Annotated in this window: 16 protein-coding genes; 7 read left to right on the plus strand and 9 right to left on the minus strand. The window is 69.1% G+C overall.

The genetic code is table 11. The features are described from left to right. Positions 1-27: 27 nt before the first annotated feature. Both ACTJLF_RS00735 and ACTJLF_RS00740 read right to left on the minus strand, forming a co-directional pair. A complete protein-coding gene (locus ACTJLF_RS00735; protein ID WP_126181852.1) occupies positions 28-390 on the minus strand; it encodes a GIY-YIG nuclease family protein in 363 nt (120 codons plus the stop codon). A gap of 57 nt (positions 391-447) precedes the next feature. Continuing rightward, positions 448-963, minus strand: a complete 516-nt coding sequence (locus ACTJLF_RS00740; RefSeq protein ID WP_020722942.1) for a hypothetical protein — start codon at positions 961-963, stop codon at positions 448-450. 369 nt (positions 964-1,332) lie between these two features. Between ACTJLF_RS00740 and ACTJLF_RS00745 the strand changes: the two genes are divergently transcribed. The 4 genes from ACTJLF_RS00745 (at position 1,333) to ACTJLF_RS00760 (ending at position 6,707) form a co-directional block, all read left to right on the plus strand. Then, the gene (locus ACTJLF_RS00745; protein ID WP_019652612.1) at positions 1,333-2,127 is read left to right on the plus strand and encodes a LuxR C-terminal-related transcriptional regulator; all 795 of its coding nucleotides are present in this window, start codon (positions 1,333-1,335) and stop codon (positions 2,125-2,127) included. Positions 2,128-2,135: 8 nt separating this feature from the next. Further along, entirely contained in the window at positions 2,136-3,131 is a 996-nt protein-coding gene (locus tag ACTJLF_RS00750) for a sensor histidine kinase (RefSeq protein ID WP_440882296.1), read from the plus strand. 81 nt (positions 3,132-3,212) lie between these two features. Next, positions 3,213-5,588 (plus strand): Tex family protein, encoded by a 2,376-nt coding sequence (locus ACTJLF_RS00755; RefSeq protein WP_126181849.1) that lies wholly within the window; start codon positions 3,213-3,215, stop codon positions 5,586-5,588. A 45-nt stretch (positions 5,589-5,633) separates the two neighbouring features. Further along, positions 5,634-6,707 carry a phospholipase gene (locus ACTJLF_RS00760; protein WP_132751783.1) on the plus strand — a complete coding sequence of 358 codons (1,074 nt, stop codon included), beginning with the start codon at positions 5,634-5,636 and terminating at the stop codon, positions 6,705-6,707. On the opposite strand, the gene ACTJLF_RS00765 is transcribed toward ACTJLF_RS00760, so the two are convergent. Genes ACTJLF_RS00765 through ACTJLF_RS00785 form a run of 5 tightly spaced genes read right to left on the minus strand, consistent with a single transcriptional unit; the run spans position 6,671 to position 13,212 of the window. Continuing rightward, a complete protein-coding gene (locus ACTJLF_RS00765) occupies positions 6,671-7,027 on the minus strand; it encodes a hypothetical protein (protein WP_126181848.1) in 357 nt (118 codons plus the stop codon). The genes ACTJLF_RS00760 and ACTJLF_RS00765 overlap by 37 nt on opposite strands. After that, positions 7,027-7,407 carry a RidA family protein gene (locus ACTJLF_RS00770; RefSeq protein ID WP_440882297.1) on the minus strand — a complete coding sequence of 127 codons (381 nt, stop codon included), beginning with the start codon at positions 7,405-7,407 and terminating at the stop codon, positions 7,027-7,029. The genes ACTJLF_RS00765 and ACTJLF_RS00770 overlap by 1 nt, the downstream gene beginning before the upstream one ends. Further along, entirely contained in the window at positions 7,404-8,948 is a 1,545-nt protein-coding gene (locus tag ACTJLF_RS00775; RefSeq protein ID WP_440882298.1) for an efflux transporter outer membrane subunit, read from the minus strand. Before ACTJLF_RS00775 ends, ACTJLF_RS00770 begins: the two co-directional genes overlap by 4 nt. A gap of 12 nt (positions 8,949-8,960) precedes the next feature. Continuing rightward, on the minus strand, positions 8,961-12,056 hold the full coding sequence (locus ACTJLF_RS00780) for an efflux RND transporter permease subunit (RefSeq protein WP_126181846.1): 3,096 nt from the start codon (positions 12,054-12,056) through the stop codon (positions 8,961-8,963). Next, positions 12,049-13,212 (minus strand): efflux RND transporter periplasmic adaptor subunit, encoded by a 1,164-nt coding sequence (locus ACTJLF_RS00785; protein WP_440882299.1) that lies wholly within the window; start codon positions 13,210-13,212, stop codon positions 12,049-12,051. The genes ACTJLF_RS00780 and ACTJLF_RS00785 overlap by 8 nt, the downstream gene beginning before the upstream one ends. A 212-nt stretch (positions 13,213-13,424) precedes the next feature. Between ACTJLF_RS00785 and ACTJLF_RS00790 the strand changes: the two genes are divergently transcribed. The 3 genes from ACTJLF_RS00790 (at position 13,425) to ACTJLF_RS00800 (ending at position 15,910) form a co-directional block, all read left to right on the plus strand. Further along, positions 13,425-14,132, plus strand: coding sequence for a response regulator transcription factor (locus ACTJLF_RS00790; RefSeq protein ID WP_126181845.1), 708 nt, complete (start codon positions 13,425-13,427; stop codon positions 14,130-14,132). Beyond that, on the plus strand, positions 14,125-15,534 hold the full coding sequence (locus tag ACTJLF_RS00795; protein ID WP_440882300.1) for a sensor histidine kinase: 1,410 nt from the start codon (positions 14,125-14,127) through the stop codon (positions 15,532-15,534). The genes ACTJLF_RS00790 and ACTJLF_RS00795 overlap by 8 nt, the downstream gene beginning before the upstream one ends. A 67-nt stretch (positions 15,535-15,601) precedes the next feature. Then, positions 15,602-15,910 carry a YciI family protein gene (locus tag ACTJLF_RS00800; protein WP_019652623.1) on the plus strand — a complete coding sequence of 103 codons (309 nt, stop codon included), beginning with the start codon at positions 15,602-15,604 and terminating at the stop codon, positions 15,908-15,910. On the opposite strand, the gene ACTJLF_RS00805 is transcribed toward ACTJLF_RS00800, so the two are convergent. Beyond that, positions 15,911-19,369 carry an efflux transporter outer membrane subunit gene (locus ACTJLF_RS00805; protein ID WP_440882301.1) on the minus strand — a complete coding sequence of 1,153 codons (3,459 nt, stop codon included), beginning with the start codon at positions 19,367-19,369 and terminating at the stop codon, positions 15,911-15,913. After that, positions 19,357-20,673, minus strand: coding sequence for a hypothetical protein (locus tag ACTJLF_RS00810; protein WP_440882302.1), 1,317 nt, complete (start codon positions 20,671-20,673; stop codon positions 19,357-19,359). Before ACTJLF_RS00810 ends, ACTJLF_RS00805 begins: the two co-directional genes overlap by 13 nt. Between the last annotated feature and the right edge of the window lie 32 nt (positions 20,674-20,705).

Genomic DNA, 20,705 nt, shown 5'->3' on the forward strand with positions numbered 1-20,705 from the left:
TTTCGACAGCATGTATCGCACATGCGTTCAGGGTGTGTTGTAGCCGTTCGCCCCGAAGCATTGAAGCTCTTCCTGCCAGAGCGAAAGAAGCTTCTCGAGTTCGGCCTTGCGATCGAAATCGGGGTCTTTTCGCTCCTTGACGCGATCGACCACCTCGAAGCTGAAGTGGTTGGCGCCGTGGGCGATCCAGTCGTGCAAGAGCGCCTTGCTGCGATGGGAGCGCATGTTCAGCTCGAAACGCGCGCGATTCATCGCGCCCTCGACGTCGAGGCTGCCGCCCACGTAGATGCGTCCGTCGAGCCTGTTGCGGATCGCGTAGACGCCAGCGGGGCGCGGGGTTTCCTTGTACTGGCGGATCAGGGCGCGGCGGGTTTCAGTGGGCAGGTTCATGCCTCAAATATTACCCGGGTTAAATAGCGATTGCAATATACCCGGGTAAAATATGCATCAGCCTTCCTTGAAATGACGCCAGCTTCGGGCGAGGCGCCGATTCAACGCCCGCACCAGGCGCCAGGGGCGGCTCTGCCTGACGAAGTCGAGCACGCGGTCCTTCCAGGCCTTCCATCGGGGATACCAGCGGGCGAACCAGGGAATGCGCATCAGCGGTCCCTCGACCAGCTGGAAGATCCGCGCCACGATGGCCGTGCCGACCAGCTTGGCCAGCACCAGCACCGTCAGCGCACTCGCCGCATGGCCACGGCCGAAGAGGAAGAGCGCCAGCACCTTCACCGGCAGCAGCAACAGGACCGGCACGAAGAAGGCCAGCAGCGCTCCCCATGGCGGCAGCCGGCGCAGCCTCTCCTCTAGCGCAGCCCATAGGGGAAGGTGCGAAAGGCGCGCCACAAGCGCCGCCAGCGGCTCCCACCCCCACTCCTCGAAGAGCAGCAGCGGAACGACGAGCGCCGTGGCGATGGCGCGGAGCAGGGCACGCAGCACGCGCAACAGATGCGCAAGGAAAGTCATCGTGCGAGCGTAAGGCAAGGCAGTGCGGCGGGCCGCTTTGCCATCAGCTGACGGTCAGCGAGGGGGATTTGAATGGCTCAAATGTCAGTCGAAATGCTTCGTCAAGGTCTCGGGGACGGTGGACGGCGCCCCTTGTTGGGTAGAGCAAGGCTATGGCAAAAGACATGTCGAACTGCCCATCCAAAGCCTCGCCGAATGGTCATTACATGCGTCGCCACAAGGGAAAGTAGTACTTTTACTTGACACAGGTAGTCAATCGCAACAGGATGCAACCAAGGTAATCAAAAAAGTTCGGTTTAAAAATCTGAGTAGAAATGGATTAACTTTTGGAAACGAACACGATGGACTAGTTGTCACAAAGGGGCTGAAATGGAAAGCGATCTTGAGATTTCGTTGACAGATTCAAGCAACTCTGCGAGGAAGTACAACAACCCTGGCCAGTTCGGCGGACTACTGTCACCGTCCGCCGACACCCTCCCGTGGCCAGACTTCCTGACCGGGCAGCAGACCAAGCCGGTGCGCGTACTGCTCGTGGACGACGACCCGTTCGTGCGCCGCGTCATCGCGCAGGAATTGCTGGGCGACCTGCGCATCCAGCTCGAAGGACAGGCCGGTACGCTGCGCGAGGGCCGGCGCCTGCTGATGCAGCATGAATTCGACGTGCTCATGGTCGACATCCGGCTCGGCGACGGCAGCGGATTCGAGCTGATCGAGGAGGCCAAGCGTCATCGCAGCGCGGCCGAGATCATCGTCATTTCCGCCCTCGAGGACGAACCCCAGGTGCTGCATGCCTTCGAGCTCGGCGCCTCGGGCTACCTGGTCAAGAACGCGTGGTTCCAGAGCTATGCGCAGGCCGTGCTGCAGGTGGTCAATGGCGGTGCCGCCATCACCCCCCGGCTGGCCCGCAGGCTGCTCGTGCACCTCGATCACAAGCGCTCCAACGTGAACCCGGTGCGCCCGCCCGACAGCAAGGCGACCCTGTCGGCAAGGGAGCGGGAAGTGTTGCGACTTGTAGCGACCGGCTACGTAACCGAAGAGATCGCGCTGCAGCTCACCATCAGTGCCCAGACGGTTAACGCACACGTCAAGAACATCTACCGCAAGCTGCACGCGCACACCCGCGCGCAGGCCGTGAGCTTCGCCTCCCATCGGGGACTCCTCTAGGCCATGCCATGCTCGCGCCGCAGGACCTTCAGCTTCCGCATCTTCTGGAAGACCAGTTCGTGTGGCTTTCGATCGCTGCCTGGTGCGTGCTGCTGGCATGGCTGCGCCGGCAGGTCTCGCGCCGCCGGCTCCTGGCCTGGGCCGTGCTCGCGGGTGCACTGCACCTGACGCCGGTCGCCGCGCAGGCGATCTGGTCAGGGCCGGCCGCCGTCGCAGCCACTGCGGGCGACATGTCGTTCGCCTTCTGGGCCCTTCAGGCCGTCAACGTGCTGGTGCTGGCCATGGTCGTGGGCATCTGGTACTTCTCGCGGCAGCGCACCTCCCATTCGCTCCAGGCCGATGCCGTGATGGCCGAGCGCCGCCGCATTGCCAACGACCTGCACGACGGCGTCGGTTCCAGGCTGGTGGCGCTGCTGGCCAGCCAGGACCCCAGGTCGGCCGGCCCCGGCAGCCTCTCGATGGCGCTCCAGGCCTGCCTGCTCGAGCTGCAGATGACGGTGGACGATCTCGACGACCAGGGAGACAGCACCGTCGTCGAGCGCCTCGGCCACCTGCGCTACCGCCTGCTGCCCGCCTTCGAGCGCATGGGGGTGGCCTTCGAGTGGAGCGTGCCGGCCGAGGCAGAGACTTTCGAGATGCCCGCGGAGACCGCCTCGCAGGTCTGCCGCGTCGCGCAGGAGGCGCTGTCGAACGCCTTGCGCCATTCGCGTGCGAGCCGGGTCGAGCTGCGGGTCGCGGCGCACGACCAGGGGCGCGCGATGGTGCTCGAGGTGCGCGACGACGGCCGCGGGCTGGGCCCGGAGGCGAACGTTCGGGCGGGCGAGGCGGCGGGCGACGGGATTGCCTCCGCCGGCCTGGGCAAGGGCCTGCGCAGCATGCATTCGCGCGCCGAGGCGATCGGCGCCGAGCTCGACATCGGCCCCGTCGCGCCGCACGGCCTGTGCGTGCGGCTCGTGGTGCCGTGCGCGGCGCCGGCACGGGCGGAACACGAACGCAAGCTGTAACACGCCCGGCGGGCCGGCAGGGGCCGAGGCCGCGCTCGCCTATGGCAAACTCCCGCGCTTTGCCAGGGACGCGCTCAAGACATGCAGAAAATCATTCGCCAGCTCGCCGTCGAGATCAAGGTCGGCGAGAACCAGGTGAAGGCCGCCGTCGAACTGCTCGACGGGGGCGCCACGGTTCCATTCATCGCCCGCTACCGCAAGGAAGCCACCGATGGCCTCGACGACACCCAGCTGCGCGAACTTGAAGCGCGTCTTTCCTACCTGCGCGAACTCGAAGACCGCCGCGGGGCCGTGCTCAAGGCCATCGACGAGCAGGGCAAGCTGACCCCCGAGCTGCGCGCCGCCATCGAGCTGGCGCCCACCAAGCAGGAACTCGAAGACCTCTACCTGCCGTTCAAGCAGAAGCGCCGCACCAAGGGCCAGATCGCCCGGGAATTCGGCATCGAGCCGCTGGCCGACAAGCTGCTGGCCGACCCCACGCTCGACCCCGCCGTGGAAGCCAAGGCCTTCCTGCAGCCCGCCACCACCCTCGACGACGGCAAGCCGGGCCCCGATTTCTCCACCGTGCCGCTCGTGCTCGACGGCGTGCGCGACATACTCTCCGAGCGCTGGGCCGAAGACGCCGCGCTGGTGCAGAGCCTGCGCGAATGGCTCTGGAACGAGGGCCTGCTGCGCTCCAGCCTCATGGCCGGCAAGGACGAGAACAACGCCGACGTCGCCAAGTTCCGCGACTACTTCGAGTACGACGAGCCCATCGGCCGCGTGCCCTCGCACCGCGCACTGGCCGTGTTCCGCGGCCGCGCGTTGGAGATCCTCGATGCCAAGCTGGTGCTCCCCGTGGAGCCCGAACCCGGCAAGCCCAGCATCGCCGAAGGCCGCATTGCGCTGCACCTGGGCTGGAGCCATTCGGGCCGTCCGGCCGACGACCTGATCCGCAAGTGCGTGGCCTGGACCTGGCGCGTGAAGCTCGCGCTGTCCACCGAGCGCGACCTGTTCACCCGCCTGCGCGAAGACGCGGAAAAGGTCGCCATCAAGGTGTTCGCAGACAACCTGCGCGACCTGCTGCTCGCGGCGCCCGCCGGCCCGCGCGTGGTGATGGGCCTGGACCCCGGCATCCGCACCGGCGTGAAGGTGGCCGTGGTCGATTCCACCGGCAAGCTGGTCGAGACCGCCACCGTGTTCCCGCATGAACCGCGCAAGGACTGGGAAGGCTCGCTGCACACCCTGGGCAAGCTGTGCGCCAAGCACGGCGTGAACCTGATCGCCATCGGCAACGGCACCGCCAGCCGCGAGACCGACAAGCTGGCGGGCGACCTCATCAAGCTGCTGGCCAAGATGGCCGCGCAGGCCGGCGCGCCCGAGCTGAAGGTCGACAAGGTGGTGGTGAGCGAGGCCGGCGCCTCGGTGTACTCCGCCAGCGAATTCGCCTCGCAGGAAATGCCCGACGTGGACGTGAGCCTGCGCGGCGCCGCCTCCATCGCGCGCCGCCTGCAGGACCCGCTGGCCGAGCTCGTGAAGATCGACCCCAAGAGCATCGGCGTGGGCCAGTACCAGCACGACGTGAACCAGAGCGAGCTCGCGCGCACGCTGCAGGCCGTGGTGGAAGACTGCGTGAACTCCGTGGGCGTGGACCTCAACACCGCGAGCGTGCCGCTGCTCAGCCGCGTGTCGGGCCTGTCGTCCAGCGTGGCGAAGGCGGTGGTGCGCTGGCGCGAAGCCAACGGCGCCTTCTCCACCCGCAAGCAGCTGCTCGACGTGACCGGCTTCGGCCCCAAGGCTTTTGAACAAAGCGCGGGCTTCCTGCGCATCCGCGGCGGTGCCGACCCGCTGGACATCACCGGCGTGCACCCCGAGACCTACCCGCTGGTCGAGCAGATCATCGTCAAGACCGGAAAGCCGATCACCGAGCTGATGGGCCGCGCCGACATGCTCAAGACGCTGAAGCCCGAGCTCTTCGCCAACGAGAAGTTCGGCGTCATCACCGTCAAGGACATCCTGGGCGAACTCGAGAAGCCCGGTCGCGACCCGCGCCCCGACTTCAAGGTGGCGCGCTTCAACGACGGCGTGGAAGACATCGCCGACCTGAAGGAGGGCATGGTCCTCGAAGGCACCGTGAGCAACGTGGCCCAGTTCGGCGCCTTCGTCGACCTCGGCGTGCACCAGGACGGGCTGGTCCACGTGAGCCAGCTGAGCCACAAGTTCGTGAACGACGCGCGCGAGGTCGTGAAGACCGGCGACATCGTGAAGGTCAAGGTGATGGAAGTGGACGTGGCCCGCAAGCGCATCGGCCTGTCGATGAAGCTCGACGCCGCTCCGGCGCGCCGCGACGGCCCGCGCGACAACCGCTTCGAAGGGGCTGGACGCGGCCAGCAGCAGCACGGCCGCCGCGACAGCTCGCCACAACCGGCCGGCCAGATGGCCAATGCCTTCGCCAAGCTGCAGGGGCTTCGCAAGTAAGGCAGGCGTCGACGCACGCTTCTTGCTGACGCGACCGGCATGACGATGAAAGCCCTGCGCATCTACGCCGGCCCCGCGGCCCGCAAGCACATCGAGCAGCACGGCCTGCGTCCGCAGGACGTGCGCACCGTTCCCGGCGCGGCGGGCGGGCCGAAGGGGCTGATCCTCGGGCCGCTCGACCGTTTCATCTTCGGACGCTGGCTGCCGCAGTCGAGCCAGCAGGTGCACCTGGTGGGCGCGTCGATCGGCGCGTGGCGGCTGTCGACGGCCTGCCTGTCGGATCCCGACACCGCTTTCGAGCGCTTCGAGCACGACTACGTGCACCAGCAGTTCGAGGTGCCGCCCGGCCAGAAGAAGCTCAGCCCGCACCAGCTCAGCGAGCGCTTCGCCGAGAGCCTCGAATCGTTCTACGGCGGGCGCATCGGCGAGGTGCTGAGCCATCCGCGCTATCGGCTTCACGTGGTGACCTCGCGCGGCCGGCACATCCTCGGGCGCGAGGGCAGGGCGCGCACGCCCGTGGGCTACCTCGGGGCATTCGCCACCAACAGCCTGCACCGCAAGAGCCTGGGCGCGTGGCTGGAGCGCTGCGTGTTCTCCACCCCCGGCGCGGCCCTGCCTTTCGCCACGCGCGACTTCCGCACGCGCCAGCACGCGCTGAGCGAGGCCAACTTCAACATGGTGCTGCAGGCCTCGTGCTCGATCCCGTTCCTGCTGGCGGCGGTGCACGATATTCCCGGCGCGCCGCGCGGCGCCTACTGGGACGGCGGCATCACCGACTACCACCTGCACCTGGACTACCAGCCGGCCGACGAGGGCATCGTGCTGTACCCGCACTTCCAGCAGGCGGTGGTGCCGGGCTGGCTCGACAAGGGCCTGCGCTGGCGCCACAAGGCCAGCGGTTTTCTCGACCGGATGGTGGTGCTTGCGCCCGACCCCGAATGGGTTCGGTCACTGCCCAACGGCAAGCTGCCCGACCGCAAGGACTTCATCCATTTCGCGAACGACGCGCAGGCGCGCATCGCCGCATGGGGCCGCGCCACGCGCGAGGCGCGGCGGCTTTCCGACGAGTTCGAGGGCTGGCTTCAGCGCGACGGCGTGCCGGAGCTGCTGCCGCTCTGACCCGGCAGCGCCAGCGGCGCGGCGCAGTCGAGGACGTTCACTTCCACCGCATCGCCGACCTTGAGCCGGGCGCCGGCAGGCCATCGGCCGGTGCCTACCGAACGGCTGTGCACGCCTCCGTTGCGATAGCGCACGACGGCGTAGGGCGCCGCGGCACCACCGTCCGAGCCGCAATCGCGATCGGCCGTGGCGGCAAGGTCGCCCGCGCGCCCGACGCTGACGACCTCGGCAGCGCGCCAGCCGGCGGAGCGGTCGAAGGAATGCGCATCGAAGGCCGAGCAGCCGCTCAGCATCAGCGCTCCAAGAAGGAAGAGGCGCATCACGGCGCCGGCCCCTTCACTGCGATCGCGGCCGTCGCCTGGATCTCGACGCGGTACTCGGAGTCGATCAGTTTCGCTCCCACCGTGGCGCGCGCGGGAGTGTGTCCCGCCGGCACCCATTCGTCCCACACCGAGTTCATCGCGGCGTAGTCGCCCACGGTGCGCAGGTAGATCGTCACGCTGACCAGGTCCTGCTTGGTGGCACCCTGCGTGGCGAGCAGGCGGTCGATGTGATGGAGGATCTCGCGCGTCTGCCCGGTGATGTCGAGCGACGGGTTCTCGGCCACCTGGCCCGAGAGATACAGCAGGCGCGCAGTGCCCAGGTCGACGGTCACCATCTCGCTGAAGCGGGGTCCCATGTCGTAGCGGATGATGTTCATGGCGATGCGGGGGAAATGGAAGAAGACGTCGAAAGCGACGAAGACGAGGCGACCGCAGCCTGCGGCTGGTTCCACCAGCCGCCGCCCAGCGCCTGGAAGAGGGCGGCCGCGTCGGTCAGCCGCAGCGCGCGGGCCTGCACCAGGTTGAGCAGCGCCTGCTGCTGGGCCTGCTGGGCGATGCGCAGCGAGAGCGTGCTGGCGTCGCCCAGCCGTACTTGTGCCTGCGTGCGCGCCAGGCTCTGCGACGCCGCGCGCTCGGCCTTCACCGCCGCCTGCAGCGCGCGGGTGTCGGCGTCGATGGCTTCGAGCGTGTTCGCCACGTCCTGGAAGGCGGCGAGCACCGTCGCGCGGTACTGCGCGGCCGCCTGGTCGAACGATGCGCGGGCGGCGGCCTCGCGGTGTTTGAGCGCGCCGCCGTCGAAGATGGGCTGTGTCACGCTCGCGGCCACCGTCCAGAAGAGCGAGGACGACTTGAACAGATCCGCCAGCCGGTAGGCCGAGGAGCCGTACGAGTTCACGCCCAGCGTCACGTTGGGCAGGCGCGCGGCCACCGCCACGCCGATGGCTGCGCTCGCCGACTTCAGCTGCGCCTCGGCCGCACGCACGTCCGGCCGATGCTCGACGAGGCTGGACGGCAGGGTCAGCGGCAGCTCCGTCGGCGGTTGGAGCGCGTCGAGATCGAAGCGCGCCTCCACGCCCTGGCTCGGGAAGCGGCCGGCCAGCGTGGTCAGCAGGTTGCGCTGCTGCGCAAGCTGCCGGTCGAGCGGCGGCAGCGTCGCTTCGGTGGCGGCCAGCGCGGCTTCCTGGGCATCGACGTCGGCCGGCGCTGCCTGGCCCAGCGCCAGCTGCTGGCGATAGGCCTGCAGCACTTCCTTCTGGCCCGCGATGATCTTCAGCGTGGCGGCCTGCTGCGCGCGCAGCGAGGCTTCGGTGATCGCGGCGGTTACCACGTTGCTGCTGAGCGAGAGCTTTGCGGCCACGCTCTGGAACTGCTGCAGCTCGGTGTTGGCCTGCGCGCCTTCCACCTGCCTGCGGGTGGCGCCGAACACGTCGGGCGTGTACGACACCGTCACCTGCGCCGTGTGCAGCGTGTAGAGACTCGCGTTGGACGACACCGGGCTCGCCACCGCGCTGGCCACGCGCTGCCGCGTCGGCGAGTAGCCCAGCGCCACGCTCGGCCAGAAGGCGGCGCGGTCGGCGGCTTCGTTCTCCTGCGCGGCGCGCAGGGCGGCATCGGCGGCCTCGATGGTCGGGTTGCCGGCGAGGCTCTGGGCGACCAGCGCGTTCAGCGGCTCGCTGCGGAAGGCCTGCCACCACTGGGCAGGCACGTCCACATCGCTCGACAGGTGCGCGAGCGGCACGCCCTCGGCGGCCTGGCTCGTGGGTGGCGCAGGCGTGTATCGCTCGGGCAGGTTCAGCTGCGGGCGCGCGAAGTCAGGACCGACCGCGCAGCCCGCCAGCAGCATCGCCGCGATGCCGGCAGTGATGCCGGCCGTAATACCAGCCGGGACGGGCGCCGCCAGGTTCGTCTTCTTCTTCATTTCTCTGTTCTCCTACCGGTCGCGCCGCGAGCGCGTGCCCCAGCCCTTGCGTTCGAACAGGCGTTCCATCGCGAAGTAGAGCGTGGGCAGGATGAAGAGCGTCAGCAGCGTCGACACGACCAGCCCGCCGACCACCACGGTCGCCAGGCCGCGCTGCACGTCGGTGCCCACGCCGGTGGCCAGGGCCGCGGGCAGCATGCCCACCGAGGCCACCGTGGCCGTCATCAGCACCGGCCGCAGCCGCTCGGTCGCGCCTTCGAGCACCGAGGCCTGCAGCGCCAGGCCTTCGCCGCGCACGCGGCGGAAGTTGGCGACCATGATGATCCCGTTCTGTATCGATACGCCGAAGAGCGCGATGAAGCCTACGGCCGTGGCCACGTTGAGCGTTTCGCCCGCGACGTGCACTGCGATCAGCCCGCCCAGCGTCGCCATCGGCACCACGCCCAGGATCAGCGCCACCTGCCGGATCTTTCCGAACTGGAAGAACAGCAGCACGGCCATGATGCTCACCACGATGGCCAGCGACACGCCCAGCCGCGCCTGCGCGCGCTGCTGGTTCTCGAACTGGCCGGCCCACTGCAGGCGGGTCTTCGTGGGGTCGAACTTCACTTCCTTCGCGATGCGATCGCGTGCCTCGTCGAGGTAGGAGGCCAGGTCGCGGTCTCGGTTGTCCACGCGCACCGTGATCTGGCGCTCGTTCATCTCGTGCGAGATCGTGCTTTCGCCGGTCTGCAGCCGGATGTCGGCCACCTGCGCCAGCGGCACCTTGGCGCCGCTGGAGCTGTTGAGCAACAGCGAGCCGATGGCTTCGGTGTTGCCCTTGGCGCTCTTCGGCATCTTCACCGACACGTTGTAGGTGCGGTTGCCCGAATAGACGGTGATGACGGGCGCACCGCCGATGCCGGTCTGGATCAGGCTGGCCACGTCGTTCGCGTTCACGCCGAAGCGCGCCGCCGCCTCGCGGTTGAGTTCGATCACCACCTGCGGGATCGGCGGCTCCTGGAACAGCGACGCCGAGGCGGTGCCGCGCACCGTCTGGAGCAGGTCGACGATCTGGTTGCCGATGCGCCGGCTTTCCTTCAGGTCGTCGCCGTAGATGCGCAGCACCAGCGGACTGTGCGCGCCGCCCACGGCGTCGTTCACGCCGTCGATGATCGGCTGGCTGATGCCCACGTCGAAGCCCGGCATGCGCGCGAAGCGTTCCGTCAGCGTGCGCACGAAGTCGGCCTTCTTCACTCCGGCCGGCCATTCGCCGTAGGGCTTGAGGCCGACGGGCACCTCCATGTGCGAGGGCGTCCACGGATCGGTGCCGTCGTCGTTGCGGCCGAGCTGCGTCACCACGTAGGAGACCTCGGGGTACTCCAGCAGCACGTGCCGCAGCTCTGTGGCCATCTCGCTGGCCTTGTCCAGCGACAGGCCCGAGGGCAGCTGGACCTGCAGCCACAGGGCGCCTTCGTCGATGTCGGGCAGGAACTCGCGCCCGGCCGTGGCGCCCAGCACCACCACCGCGGCCAGCGCCGCCACGCTCAGGCCGTAGGCGATGGCCGGCAGCTCCAGCAGCCGCGCCAGCACCCGGCGATAGGCACCCGTCAGCCACACCAGCGGCTTGTTGACGAAGGGCTTGCTCGGCTTGCGCAGCGCCACGTAGGCCAGGCTCGGAATGAGCGTCAACGCGCAGAGCAGGGCGCCCACCAGCGCGTAGCCGACCGTGAAGGCCATCGGCTTGAAGAGCTTGCCCTCGGCCCGCTCGAAGGCGAAGAGCGGAAAGTAGGCCGTGATGATGATCAGCGTGGCGAAGAAGATCGGCCCCGACACATGGCTCACCGTCTCGAGGATGTTGCCCTCGGTGAGCGTGGCATGCGGCTCTTCTTCGCGGCGCCGCAGGATGGCCTCCATCACCACGATGGCACCGTCCACGATGATGCCGAAGTCGATCGCGCCCAGCGAGAACAGGTTGGCCGGCATGCGGGTGAAGTGCATCACGATGAACACCGTCACCAGCGACATCGGAATGGCAACCGCCGCCACCACCGCGCTGCGCGGGCTGCCCAGGAAGAGGATGAGCACGAAGCACACCAGCGCCATGCCTTCGAGCACGGTGTGCGTCACCTTGTCCACGGTGAGCTTCACCAGGTCGTCGCGGTCGATGTAGGGCACGATCTTCACGCCCATGGGCGCGAGCTCGGCCTGCAGTTCGTCGATCTTCCTGTGCACGCCCTCCAGCACGCGCGATGGGTTCTCGTACTTGAGCATCAGCACGATGCCCTCGATGGTGTCCGGGTTGGTGTCCTTGCCGAGGATGCCGCCGCGCTCCTGGTGCCCGAACTGCAGCCGCCCGAGGTCGCGCACCAGCACCGGCGAGCCGCTGCTCTGCGCCACCACCACCGTGCCCAGGTCGTCCAGCGTGCGGATCTGGCCGATGCCGCGCACCACGTAGCTCTGGTCGCCGCGCGCGATGCGCCCGCCGCCGGCGTTGGCGCTGTTGTTGTTGATGGCCGTGACCACGTCGTTGAGCACCAGACCGTATTTCTGCAGACGCGCCGGGTCCAGCTCCAGCTGGAACTCGCGGGTGAAGCCGCCGAAGTTGTTGATGTCGACCACGCCGGCCACCTGCTTGAGCGCCGGAATCACCTTCCAGCGCTGCAGCTCCGACAGCTCCATCAGGTTCTTGGTGTCCGACTCCAGCGTGTAGCGGTAGATCTCGCCCGCCGGCCCCGCCACCGGCCCCAGACCGGGCTGCGCGCCGGAGGGCAGGCTGACCTGGCCGATGCGCTCGGTCACGCGCTGGCGGGCGAAGTAGTCGTCGGTGCCGTCCTTGAAGGTCAGCGTGATCAGCGAGAGGCCGAAGGTGCTGCTGGAGCGGATCCACGCCAGCCCGGGCGTGTTGCTCAGCGCGCGCTCCAGCGGCGTGGTGATCTGCTGCTCGATCTCCTCGGCGGCCAGGCCGTTGACCTGCGTGGTCACCTGCACGTTGACGTCGCCGAGGTCGGGGTAGGCCTCGACCGTCATCTGCGTCCACGACCACGCGCCGAAGAGCACCAGCGCCACCGACATCGCCCAGGCCAGGTGCCTGCGGCGGAAGAACTGGGTGATGATGAGGTTAATCATTCAGCAGCACACCACCACGCACCACCACGCGCTCGCCCGCGGCCAGGCCGCTGCGGATGCGGACCTTGTCGCCGTCCTCCCGGCCCAGTTCCACCGTGCGGCGCACGAAGGTCCAGGGCTCGGCCTCGACGAAGACGCTCACGCTGTCGTTGTTCATCAGCAGCGCCGAGGCCGGCACCTGCGGCTGCGCGCCCTGCGGCACGCCCAGCACGGCCGTCGCGTACATGTTGGGCTTGAAGATGCCTTCGGGGTTGGCGAACACGATGCGGGCGCGGGCGCGGCGCGTGTCCGCGTCGAGCACCGCGCTCACGAAGGCGACCTTGCCGCTGAAGCTGCGGCCCGGGTAGGCAGCCAGCGTGACCACCACGTTCTGCCCGGGCGCGACCGTGCCCACGACGCTCTCGGGCACGTTGACCGTGACCCAGACCGAATCCAGGTTCGACACCGTCATCAGCGCCGCGTTGGCGTCGTTCAGGTTCGAACCGGCGGCCGCGTTCAGCGCCGTGACCGTGCCGGAGGCGGGCGCGACGATCTTCAGCACCTGCCCGGCCTGGCCAGCCTGGGTGCCGCTGCCGTCCGCGCCCAGGCTGCGCAGGCGCGCCTCGCTGCGGCGCAGTTCGGCCGTCTGCTGGGCGACGGCACTATGGGCCGCCTCCACGTCCTTGGCGGCGTTGGAGCCGGCCTCGTTCACGCCGCGCGCACGCACCAGCGCACGCTGCGCGAGGTCGAGCGCGTCGCGGGCCTTCTGGGCATCGGCCACGGCCTGCGCGAGGTCGGGCGAGCTCATGGTGGCGAGCACCTGGCCGCGCCTGACGGTATCGCCCAGGCGCACCTTGAGCTCGAGCAGCCGGCCGGTCAGCGGCGGCAGGATGTTGACGGTGCTCGCCGGGTTGGCTTCCACGGTGGCGGGCAGGCTCACCTCGTGCGGCAGCGTGTCCTGGCCGACGGTGGCGACCAGCAGCCGGTCGCGCAGCGGCGAGCCGGCGGGCACGCTCAGGCGGTTGCCCTGGCGCACCAGCATCGGGGCGGGGGCGGCGGCCACCGTGGTAGCTGCATGGGCGGCGCCGTCGAAGGAGTCGACGCACAGGGCCGCGCAGGTCATCACGCCGAAGACGATGCGCGCGGGGGTTATCTGGTAGAGGGATTTCTTCTTCATCGCGATCCGGGGTGTCGCGGGACGGGCGCGCCGTGCATGGGACGCCTTCCCATGCCCTCGATCCGCTCCCGTCTCCTGCCGGAGAGCGTAGGAAAAGGCGCCTGAAGAAGCTCCCAAGAAATCCTGAAGTTCTCTTAAGGATCCGGCCCGGTGGCCCGGTGGCCCGGTGGCCCGGTGGCCGTTGGTCAGGAAGGCACGGCATGATCCGCGCCATGAGAATTCTGCTGATCGAAGACGACCGCAAGGCCGCCCGGCTGCTCGCCCGGGGCCTGCAGGAGGAGGGCTTCGTGGTCGACGTGGTCCATACCGCGGAGGAGGGCGACGAGGAGGCGTTCGTCGTCGCCTACGACCTGATCGTGCTCGACTGGATGCTGCCCGGAAAGGACGGCCTCACCCTGTGCCGCGACCTGCGCCAGCGCGGCTGCAAGACCCCCGTGCTCATGCTGACCGCCCGGGACGCGCTCAGCGACCGGGTGGCCGGCCTGAACACCGGCGCCGACGACTACCTGACCAAGCCCTTCGCCTTCGACGAGCTGCTGGCCCGCGTGCGCGCGCTGTTGCGCCGCTCCGAGCTGGTGCGGCCGGTGGTGCTCGCGCTGGCCGACCTGAGCCTCGACCCCGTGAGCCAGCGCGTGCTGCGCGGCGGCATGGTGCTGGAGCTGACCCACAAGGAGTTCGCGATCCTGCAGATCCTGCTGCGCCACGCCGGCGAGGTCGTCAGCCGCTCGCGCCTGGCCGAGCAGGTGTGGAAGGACGACCTGATCTCCATCGACAACCTGATCGACGTTCACATCAGCAACCTGCGCCGCAAGGTCGATGCGCCGCCGTGCGTGCCGTTGATCCACACGGTGCGCGGGCGCGGCTTCAGGCTGGCGCTGGCCGAGGACGCCAACGGCGGCGGAAGCGTCGCTCATGATTAGCTTCCGCAAGCGGCTGGCGCTGGCGCACGTCAGCGTGATCGTGGTGGTGATGGCGGTGGCCGCCTTCGCCTCCTACCTGGTGTTCTCGCGCAACGTGCACCGCGAGCTCGACGCCGCGCTGCTCGCGCTGGCCGAAACCGAGATGGGCATGCTGCTGGCGGCCGGCGAGGGCGACACCGTCATCGTCCACGAGGCGCCGCCGGGCCCCGGCGCGCCTTCGTTCGTGCGGCTCGACCGGCTGGTGCAGATCGTCGATGCCGACGGCCGCGTGCTCGCGCGCAGCAGCAACCTCGGCGAGGCGCAGCTGCCCATCCCGGCCGCGCTGCGCGAGCGGCTCGCGGCGGGCGAGACCGTCTTCGAGACGCTCGACGGCTACGGCGAGGAGCCCACGCGCATGGTCTCGGTGCCCGTGCCGGGCCGCAGCTCGCTGCTCGCGGTGCAGGTGGCGGGCTCGCTGGACGACGTGAACCGCACCGTCGCCATGGCCAGCGCGCTGTTCATCATTCTTGGCGGCGCGCTGCTGCTGGCGCTGGGCGCGGCCGGTGCGCTCATCACCCGGCGTGCCTTCGGCGCCATCGACGATGTGGTGCTGCAGGCCCACCGCATCGGCGATGCGAACCTAGGCGAGCGGCTGCCGCACCCCGGCACCAGGGACGAGATCGGCCGCCTCGTGGACACCCTCAACGACATGCTCGCGCGCATCGAGCAGGGCATGGAGGCGCAGCGTCGCTTCACCGCCGATGCCTCGCACGAGTTGCGCTCGCCGCTGTCGCGCCTGCGCACCGAGCTCGAGCTGGCGCTGCGAAGGCCGCGCGAGCCGGCTGCTTACGTGGAGACGCTGCGCTCCTCGCTGGAGGAGGTCGAATCGCTCACGCTGCTGGTCGAGGAGCTGCTGGTGCTGGCCCGCCTCGACGCCGGCCAGGAGCGCGACGCGGTGGAAACGGTGTCGCTGAACCAGCTCGCCGAGGAGGCCCTGCGGCGCCTGGAGCCGCTGGCACGCGAACGTCGGCTTGCCCTGTTGCTGGACGCGCCATTCCCGGTCGCTGCGCGCGTCGCCCGAGGCGCAGCCAGCCTCGCGCTGGCCAACCTGCTGGACAACGCCCTCAAGTTCTCGCCGCCCGACACGGTGGTTAACGTGAGCGTGCGCGCCGACCTGGAGGCCGACGAGGCGATCGTCAGCGTGTCGGACCACGGGCCGGGCATTCGCGGCGACGAGCTGCCGCACCTGTTCAAGCGCTTCTACCGCGGCGCCGCCGCGCGCTCCGACGAGAAGACGCCCGGACTCGGCCTGGGGCTGGCGCTGTCGCAGGCGGTGGTGCATGCGCAAGGCGGGCGCTTGGAGGCGGCGAACGAAGCGGGCGGCGGTGCGCGCTTCGACATGCGGCTGCCGCTGGCGCGCTGAATACCGAAAGTGCCATGGCGGGCACGGTCGCTGCTACCGCTCTGGAAAGCCATCGAAGACATCATTCATGAAGCACTTCATCGTCGAAATCAACTACCTCGTTCCGCTCGAAAGAATCCAGGAATCCGTGCCGCCGCATCGCGCCTACCTGCAACTGGGCTACGACGCCGGCTTGCTGCTCTGCTCCGGGCCGAAGGTGCCGGCGACAGGCGGGTTCATGCTGGCCCGCGCGGAATCGCTCGCCGCGCTGCAGGCGTTCTTCGCGCAGGACCCGTTCCACACCGAAAAGCTCGCGAGCTTCACGTTCAGCGAGTTCAACCCCGTCAAGCGGCAGGGCTGGGCCGAGGCGTGGTTCGCCGAACCCCCGGCGGCTTGATCACTGGCGCGGCGCCGCGCCTGCTGCGGCAATGGGCGCAGGCGCATCTTCCCAGCCGCCGCCGAGCGCCTTGTACAGGCTCACCGTATTGACCGCCTGCTTGAGCTGCAGCTCTATCCATTGCCGCTGCTCGACGTACAGCTCGCGCTGCGCATCGGCGCCGGCGAAGTAGTCTTCGAGCCCGTTGCGAAAGCGTGTGCGCGAGATCGCCGCCACTCGCTGCAGCGACTGCACGCGCGCCTGCTGGGCCTGGAGCTGCGGGCGCAGGTGGCTGTCGGCGATCAGCGCGTTGGCAGTTTCGCGCAATGCCTGCTGCACGGCGTATTCATAACTCGCCATGGCGGCGGCCAGGCGCTCTTCGTTCGCGCTCAGGTTGGCGGAGCGCCGGCCCCAGTCGAAGATGGGCAGCGACACGCCGAGCACCGTGGCCCAGCTGCGGTTGCCGGAGCTCAGCAGGCTCGAGAACTCGCTGCTCAGGCCGCCACCCACGGCGGTCAATGAAAAGCTCGGATAGAACGCCGCCTTGGCCGCGCCGATGCCAGAGTTCGCGGCCTCGACGCGCGCATACGAGGCCAGCAGGTCGGGCCGGCGCTGCAGCAGGCTCGCGGGCAGGCCCACCGGTACGTCGGCCACCGAGCGCTCCGGCCATGGGCGCTGCGCGCCTGTGTTGGCGGGCACCGGCTGGCCGACCAGCACGGTGAGCCATTGCAGGTCTTGCCCCACGCGCATGCGGAATTCCTCGCGCTGAACGGCGGCACGCTGCACCAGAGACTGCGAACGCAGCAGGTCGAGGTCCGACGTGCCGCCCGCCGTGCGCGCACGCTGCATCACGCCGGTGCTGTCGGTCTGGGTGGCGAGGTCGGACTCGGCCAGCGCCAGCAGTGCGCGGTCGGCGCGCAGCGTGAGGTAGGCGTTCGACACCTCGCCCACGAGGCTCATGCGCGCCGCGGCAAAGTCCAGGTCGCTGGCCGTGGCCTGCGAGCCCGCCTGCTTCACGCCCGCGTCGACGCGGCCGAAGAAGTCGAGCTCATAGGCCATGATGCCGGCCTGGACCGCATAGGTGTTGCCTACGCGGCCGACCGCCTGGCTGTTGGTGGCCACGCCGTTCGGGCCGAGCGACGTGACCTGGTTGCCGCGTCCGGCCGAGCCCGCGAGGCCGATCTCCGGAAACAGGCTGGAACGCGTGCCCGCATAAACGGCGCGCGCTTCCCTCGCCTTGGCGGCGTACACGCGCAGGTCGCGGTTGCGGGCCAGTGCGGTAGCGATCAGCCCGCGCAGCTCGTCGTCACGCACGAAGGCCTGCCATGCCATGGGTGCCGCATCGGCGCCGCCCGCTCCCTCGGCCCACTGCGCGGGCACTTCGACGTCGGCCGGTTTCAGCGGCGGCGTGAGGTTGCAGCCCGATAGCACCAGCACGGCGACCAGCAGCACCATCAGCATCGGCGCGCTGCTGGCGAACATGCGCGGCATCGCCGGCATTCGGGGCATCCTGGGCCAACGCCAGCCCGCGCTGTCCATGAAGGCCAGCGCGGCGCGCCCCGGCTTCACCTGCGTGGCGACATGGCTGGGCGGCAGGCTGAAGACCTGGCGCACCAGCCGGTCGTGCACCGCCTCGTCGTGCGCGAAGGCCAGTTCGGTGCCTGCGTCGGAGCGGCCCGTCACCGTGGCCGCAACCCAGCCGACGTGGTCGACGTGGACGTCCAGCGGCTGCCCGACCGCGATGCGGCCCAGCGCGGCGCTGTTGAGCAGCCGCGCGCCGTCGCCCGCGATCTCGGCGAAGCGTGCCGCACCCACGCCCGCGGCGCTGCGCACGGTGGTGACGGCGTCGTACGGAAAGCGCTCGTCGTGCTCGGGGCGCGGGCGGTCTATGCAGGCGATCAGCGCGGCCAGGCAGTACACGGTGGCGACGAAGGTCCACACCACGTTCAGTACATCGCCGGCGGTCATCGAGCCGCCGATGGCGCCCAGCGCGCCCATCAGCATCGCCGCGATCAGGGCGCCGAACACCGCGACCAGGTTCCAGTGCACCACCGTCCTGCTGCGGTCCTGCCCCTTGGCCGTGACCTTGAACGGCCGCCCGAAAGGGCGGATCAGCGCCGAGACGATGGTGCGCGTGACCGCCATCGCGGCCACGATCTGCGTCACTTCGGTGAACACCGGCAGGCAGCGGCGCTGGCTGATCCAGTAGGTGTAGCCCCAGAACATGACGAGCGGCGGCAGGCCGTACATGGCAAAGGCCTGGGGCGTGGCATGGAAGGCCGACACGCCCGTGTACCAGTAGAGCGCGGGCGCCGCCAGGATCTGCAGGATGAAAGGCTTGGTGAGCCAGTGCATCAGCCCGTGCACGTAGTGCAGCCGCGCCGTGAAGCTGTAGCCCTTGCCGCGCAGCGGGCCGTCGCGCAGCAGCGCCACCTGGATGGTGCCCAGGCACCAGCGGCTGCGCTGGTTGATGTAGTCGATGACGCTGTCCGCCGACAGCCCGTTCGACAGCCGCTCGTTGAGCCAGCGCGTGACCCAGCCGAAGCGCATCAGCGTGTAGGTGGTGTAGATGTCTTCGCACACGCTGCCCGTGGGAAAACCGCCGGCAGCGGTGATGGCGTCGCGCCGCACGATGAACGAGGTGCCTACGCAGAACGCCACGTCGGCCGCGTCCTTGGCGGGCTGCAGCACGTCGAAGAACACGCGCTGTTCGTCGACCCAGCTGTCGGTGGCGCGCAGGTTGTGCTGTATGGGGTCGGCGTTGTAATAAAACTGCGGCGTCTGCACCAGGCCCACCTTCGACTTCGGGTCGCCGAACAGGCCGAGCACGCGGTAGACGATGTCGCGGTGAGGCGCGAAGTCCGCGTCCAGCACGAGGATGTAGGGTGCATTGGTCAGCGCTGCCGATTGCCGAAGCCCATTGTTGAGGTTGCCCGCCTTGGCATGCGCGTTGTCGGGCCGGCGCGCGTAGTGCACACCTTTTCGCTCGCAGTAGTCGCGCAGCCAGTCGCGCCGCGTGTCGTCGAGCACCCAGACATTCAGATGCGGATAGTCGATGGCCTGCGCAGCGAGGATGGTCTTCTCGAGCACGCCGATCTCTTCGTTGTAGGTGCAGATGAAGACGTCGACGGCCGGCACGGCCGCGCCGCGCTTGCGCAGCATCGCTTCGCCCGCATCCGCCTGCGCGTGGTTGTCGCGGCGACGCGAGAGCATCTGTATCGACAGCAGGGTGTAGACGATCGACACCATCTCGAACACCAGGAACACCCAGCCCATCAGCGTGCCGAAGCCCAGGTCCGCCGGCGGCAGGGTTTCGGCCAGCCGCCACACCACGTAGCGCACCAGCACCAGCGCGGTGAGAAAGCCGAACAGCACGCGGTGCGACGCGCGGTCGGCGCGGGCATGGAAAATCATGATCAGGGCCAGGCCCACGACCATCAGATTGACCCTGAATTCAGGCGTATCGATCAGTTCGAACATGGCTTTGCTCCTGCGACGTTGGTGATTCCGGTGAACGGGTTCCAGCCCTTGGCTGCAAGTGCGATCCAGGCCGTGGCGCCCAGGTGGGGCCAGCGGTAGTAGAAGAAGTCGGGGCCCTTGGAATCGGGCCCGATGGCCAGCCCGGTCGAGATGCGTGGGCTGGGCGTGGCGTAGTACAGGCCGTTGGGCGCGCGCTGCGCGGCCAGCAGTTGCCACAAGGCCTCCGGCGCCGCGCCCTTGACGGCCACCAGCGTGGCTGCGGCCTGGGCGCTGCCCTCGGTCCAGATGCCGTCGGGCTGGCGCGAGAAGCCGTAGCCGGCACCGTAGCGATGGTTGGCATCGATCCATGCAAGCCCGGCTTGCCATGCGCAGTGGCCCGGCGGCGCGGCGAGCAGCGGCCACAGCTGCGCATCGAGGCCCGAGGCCGTGCCGGAGACGCTCGCGCCGTCGGCCTGCGTGCCGATGTGGAAGCGCTGCTCGCCCTTGTTCCACATGCGTTCGACGAAGGCCAGCGCGGTGGTGGCCTGCTGCTTGTGCTCGGGGTGCGTGCCGGAGCGTGCGGCCCATGCGGCGGCCATGGCGATGTCGATGTTGTGCTCGGTCGATTTCCAGGTCTGCGCCGCCTGCCTGTCGTCCCAGCCGTACCAGCCGCCGCTGTAGCCATCCGGCGCAACGCTGGAACGCGTACGTTGCTCGATCCATGCCAGCAGCCTCGCGGTGGCATCGGCATAGCGCGGCGAGGGTGCAGACTGGTTCACGTTGAGCAACAGCAGCGCGGCCCAGGCCACGTTGCCGGTCGCGGTGCTGACCTGGTAGGCATCGGCGATCCACTGGTTCCTGCTGGCGTCCCAGTAGCCGGACAGCACGGGTTTCGCATCGGTCAGCAGGCCGGCGCGGTAGGCGTTGCGGATGCGGCCGTCGGAGTAATGCGGGTCGTGCTCGACGGCCAGCACCACAGCGTCGGCGATGCGCTTGGCCGATGCGGTGTCGCCGCATGCGAGCAGTGCGATGCCGGCCAGCGCGTTGTCGTACACGAAGGCCACGTTCGCGAGGCTTGGCGCGAGTTCAGGCACGCCGTCGATCTGAGCCTCGGTGCGATAGCTCGGCAGCAGCAGCGGCGCCGAAGACTCACCCCGGCTGCTGAATGCCACGGCACGGCGCAGGCCGTCGCAGCTCTGCCGCGCGAGCAGCTGTTGCACGGAGCCCTCGGCCGCCGGTGCCTGCGGCGCATGAAGGCACAGCATCGCCGTGAGCGCCATGGCCGGCGCCAGCGCGCATCGTCGAACGGGTGTTGCGTGATCCATCGTCTGCCTTCATCGGCGTCGTGGATGCATGC

It is taken from the genome of Variovorax sp. 22077, from assembly GCF_052044195.1.
GTDB classification, from domain to species: Bacteria; Pseudomonadota; Gammaproteobacteria; order Burkholderiales; family Burkholderiaceae_C; genus Variovorax; species Variovorax atrisoli.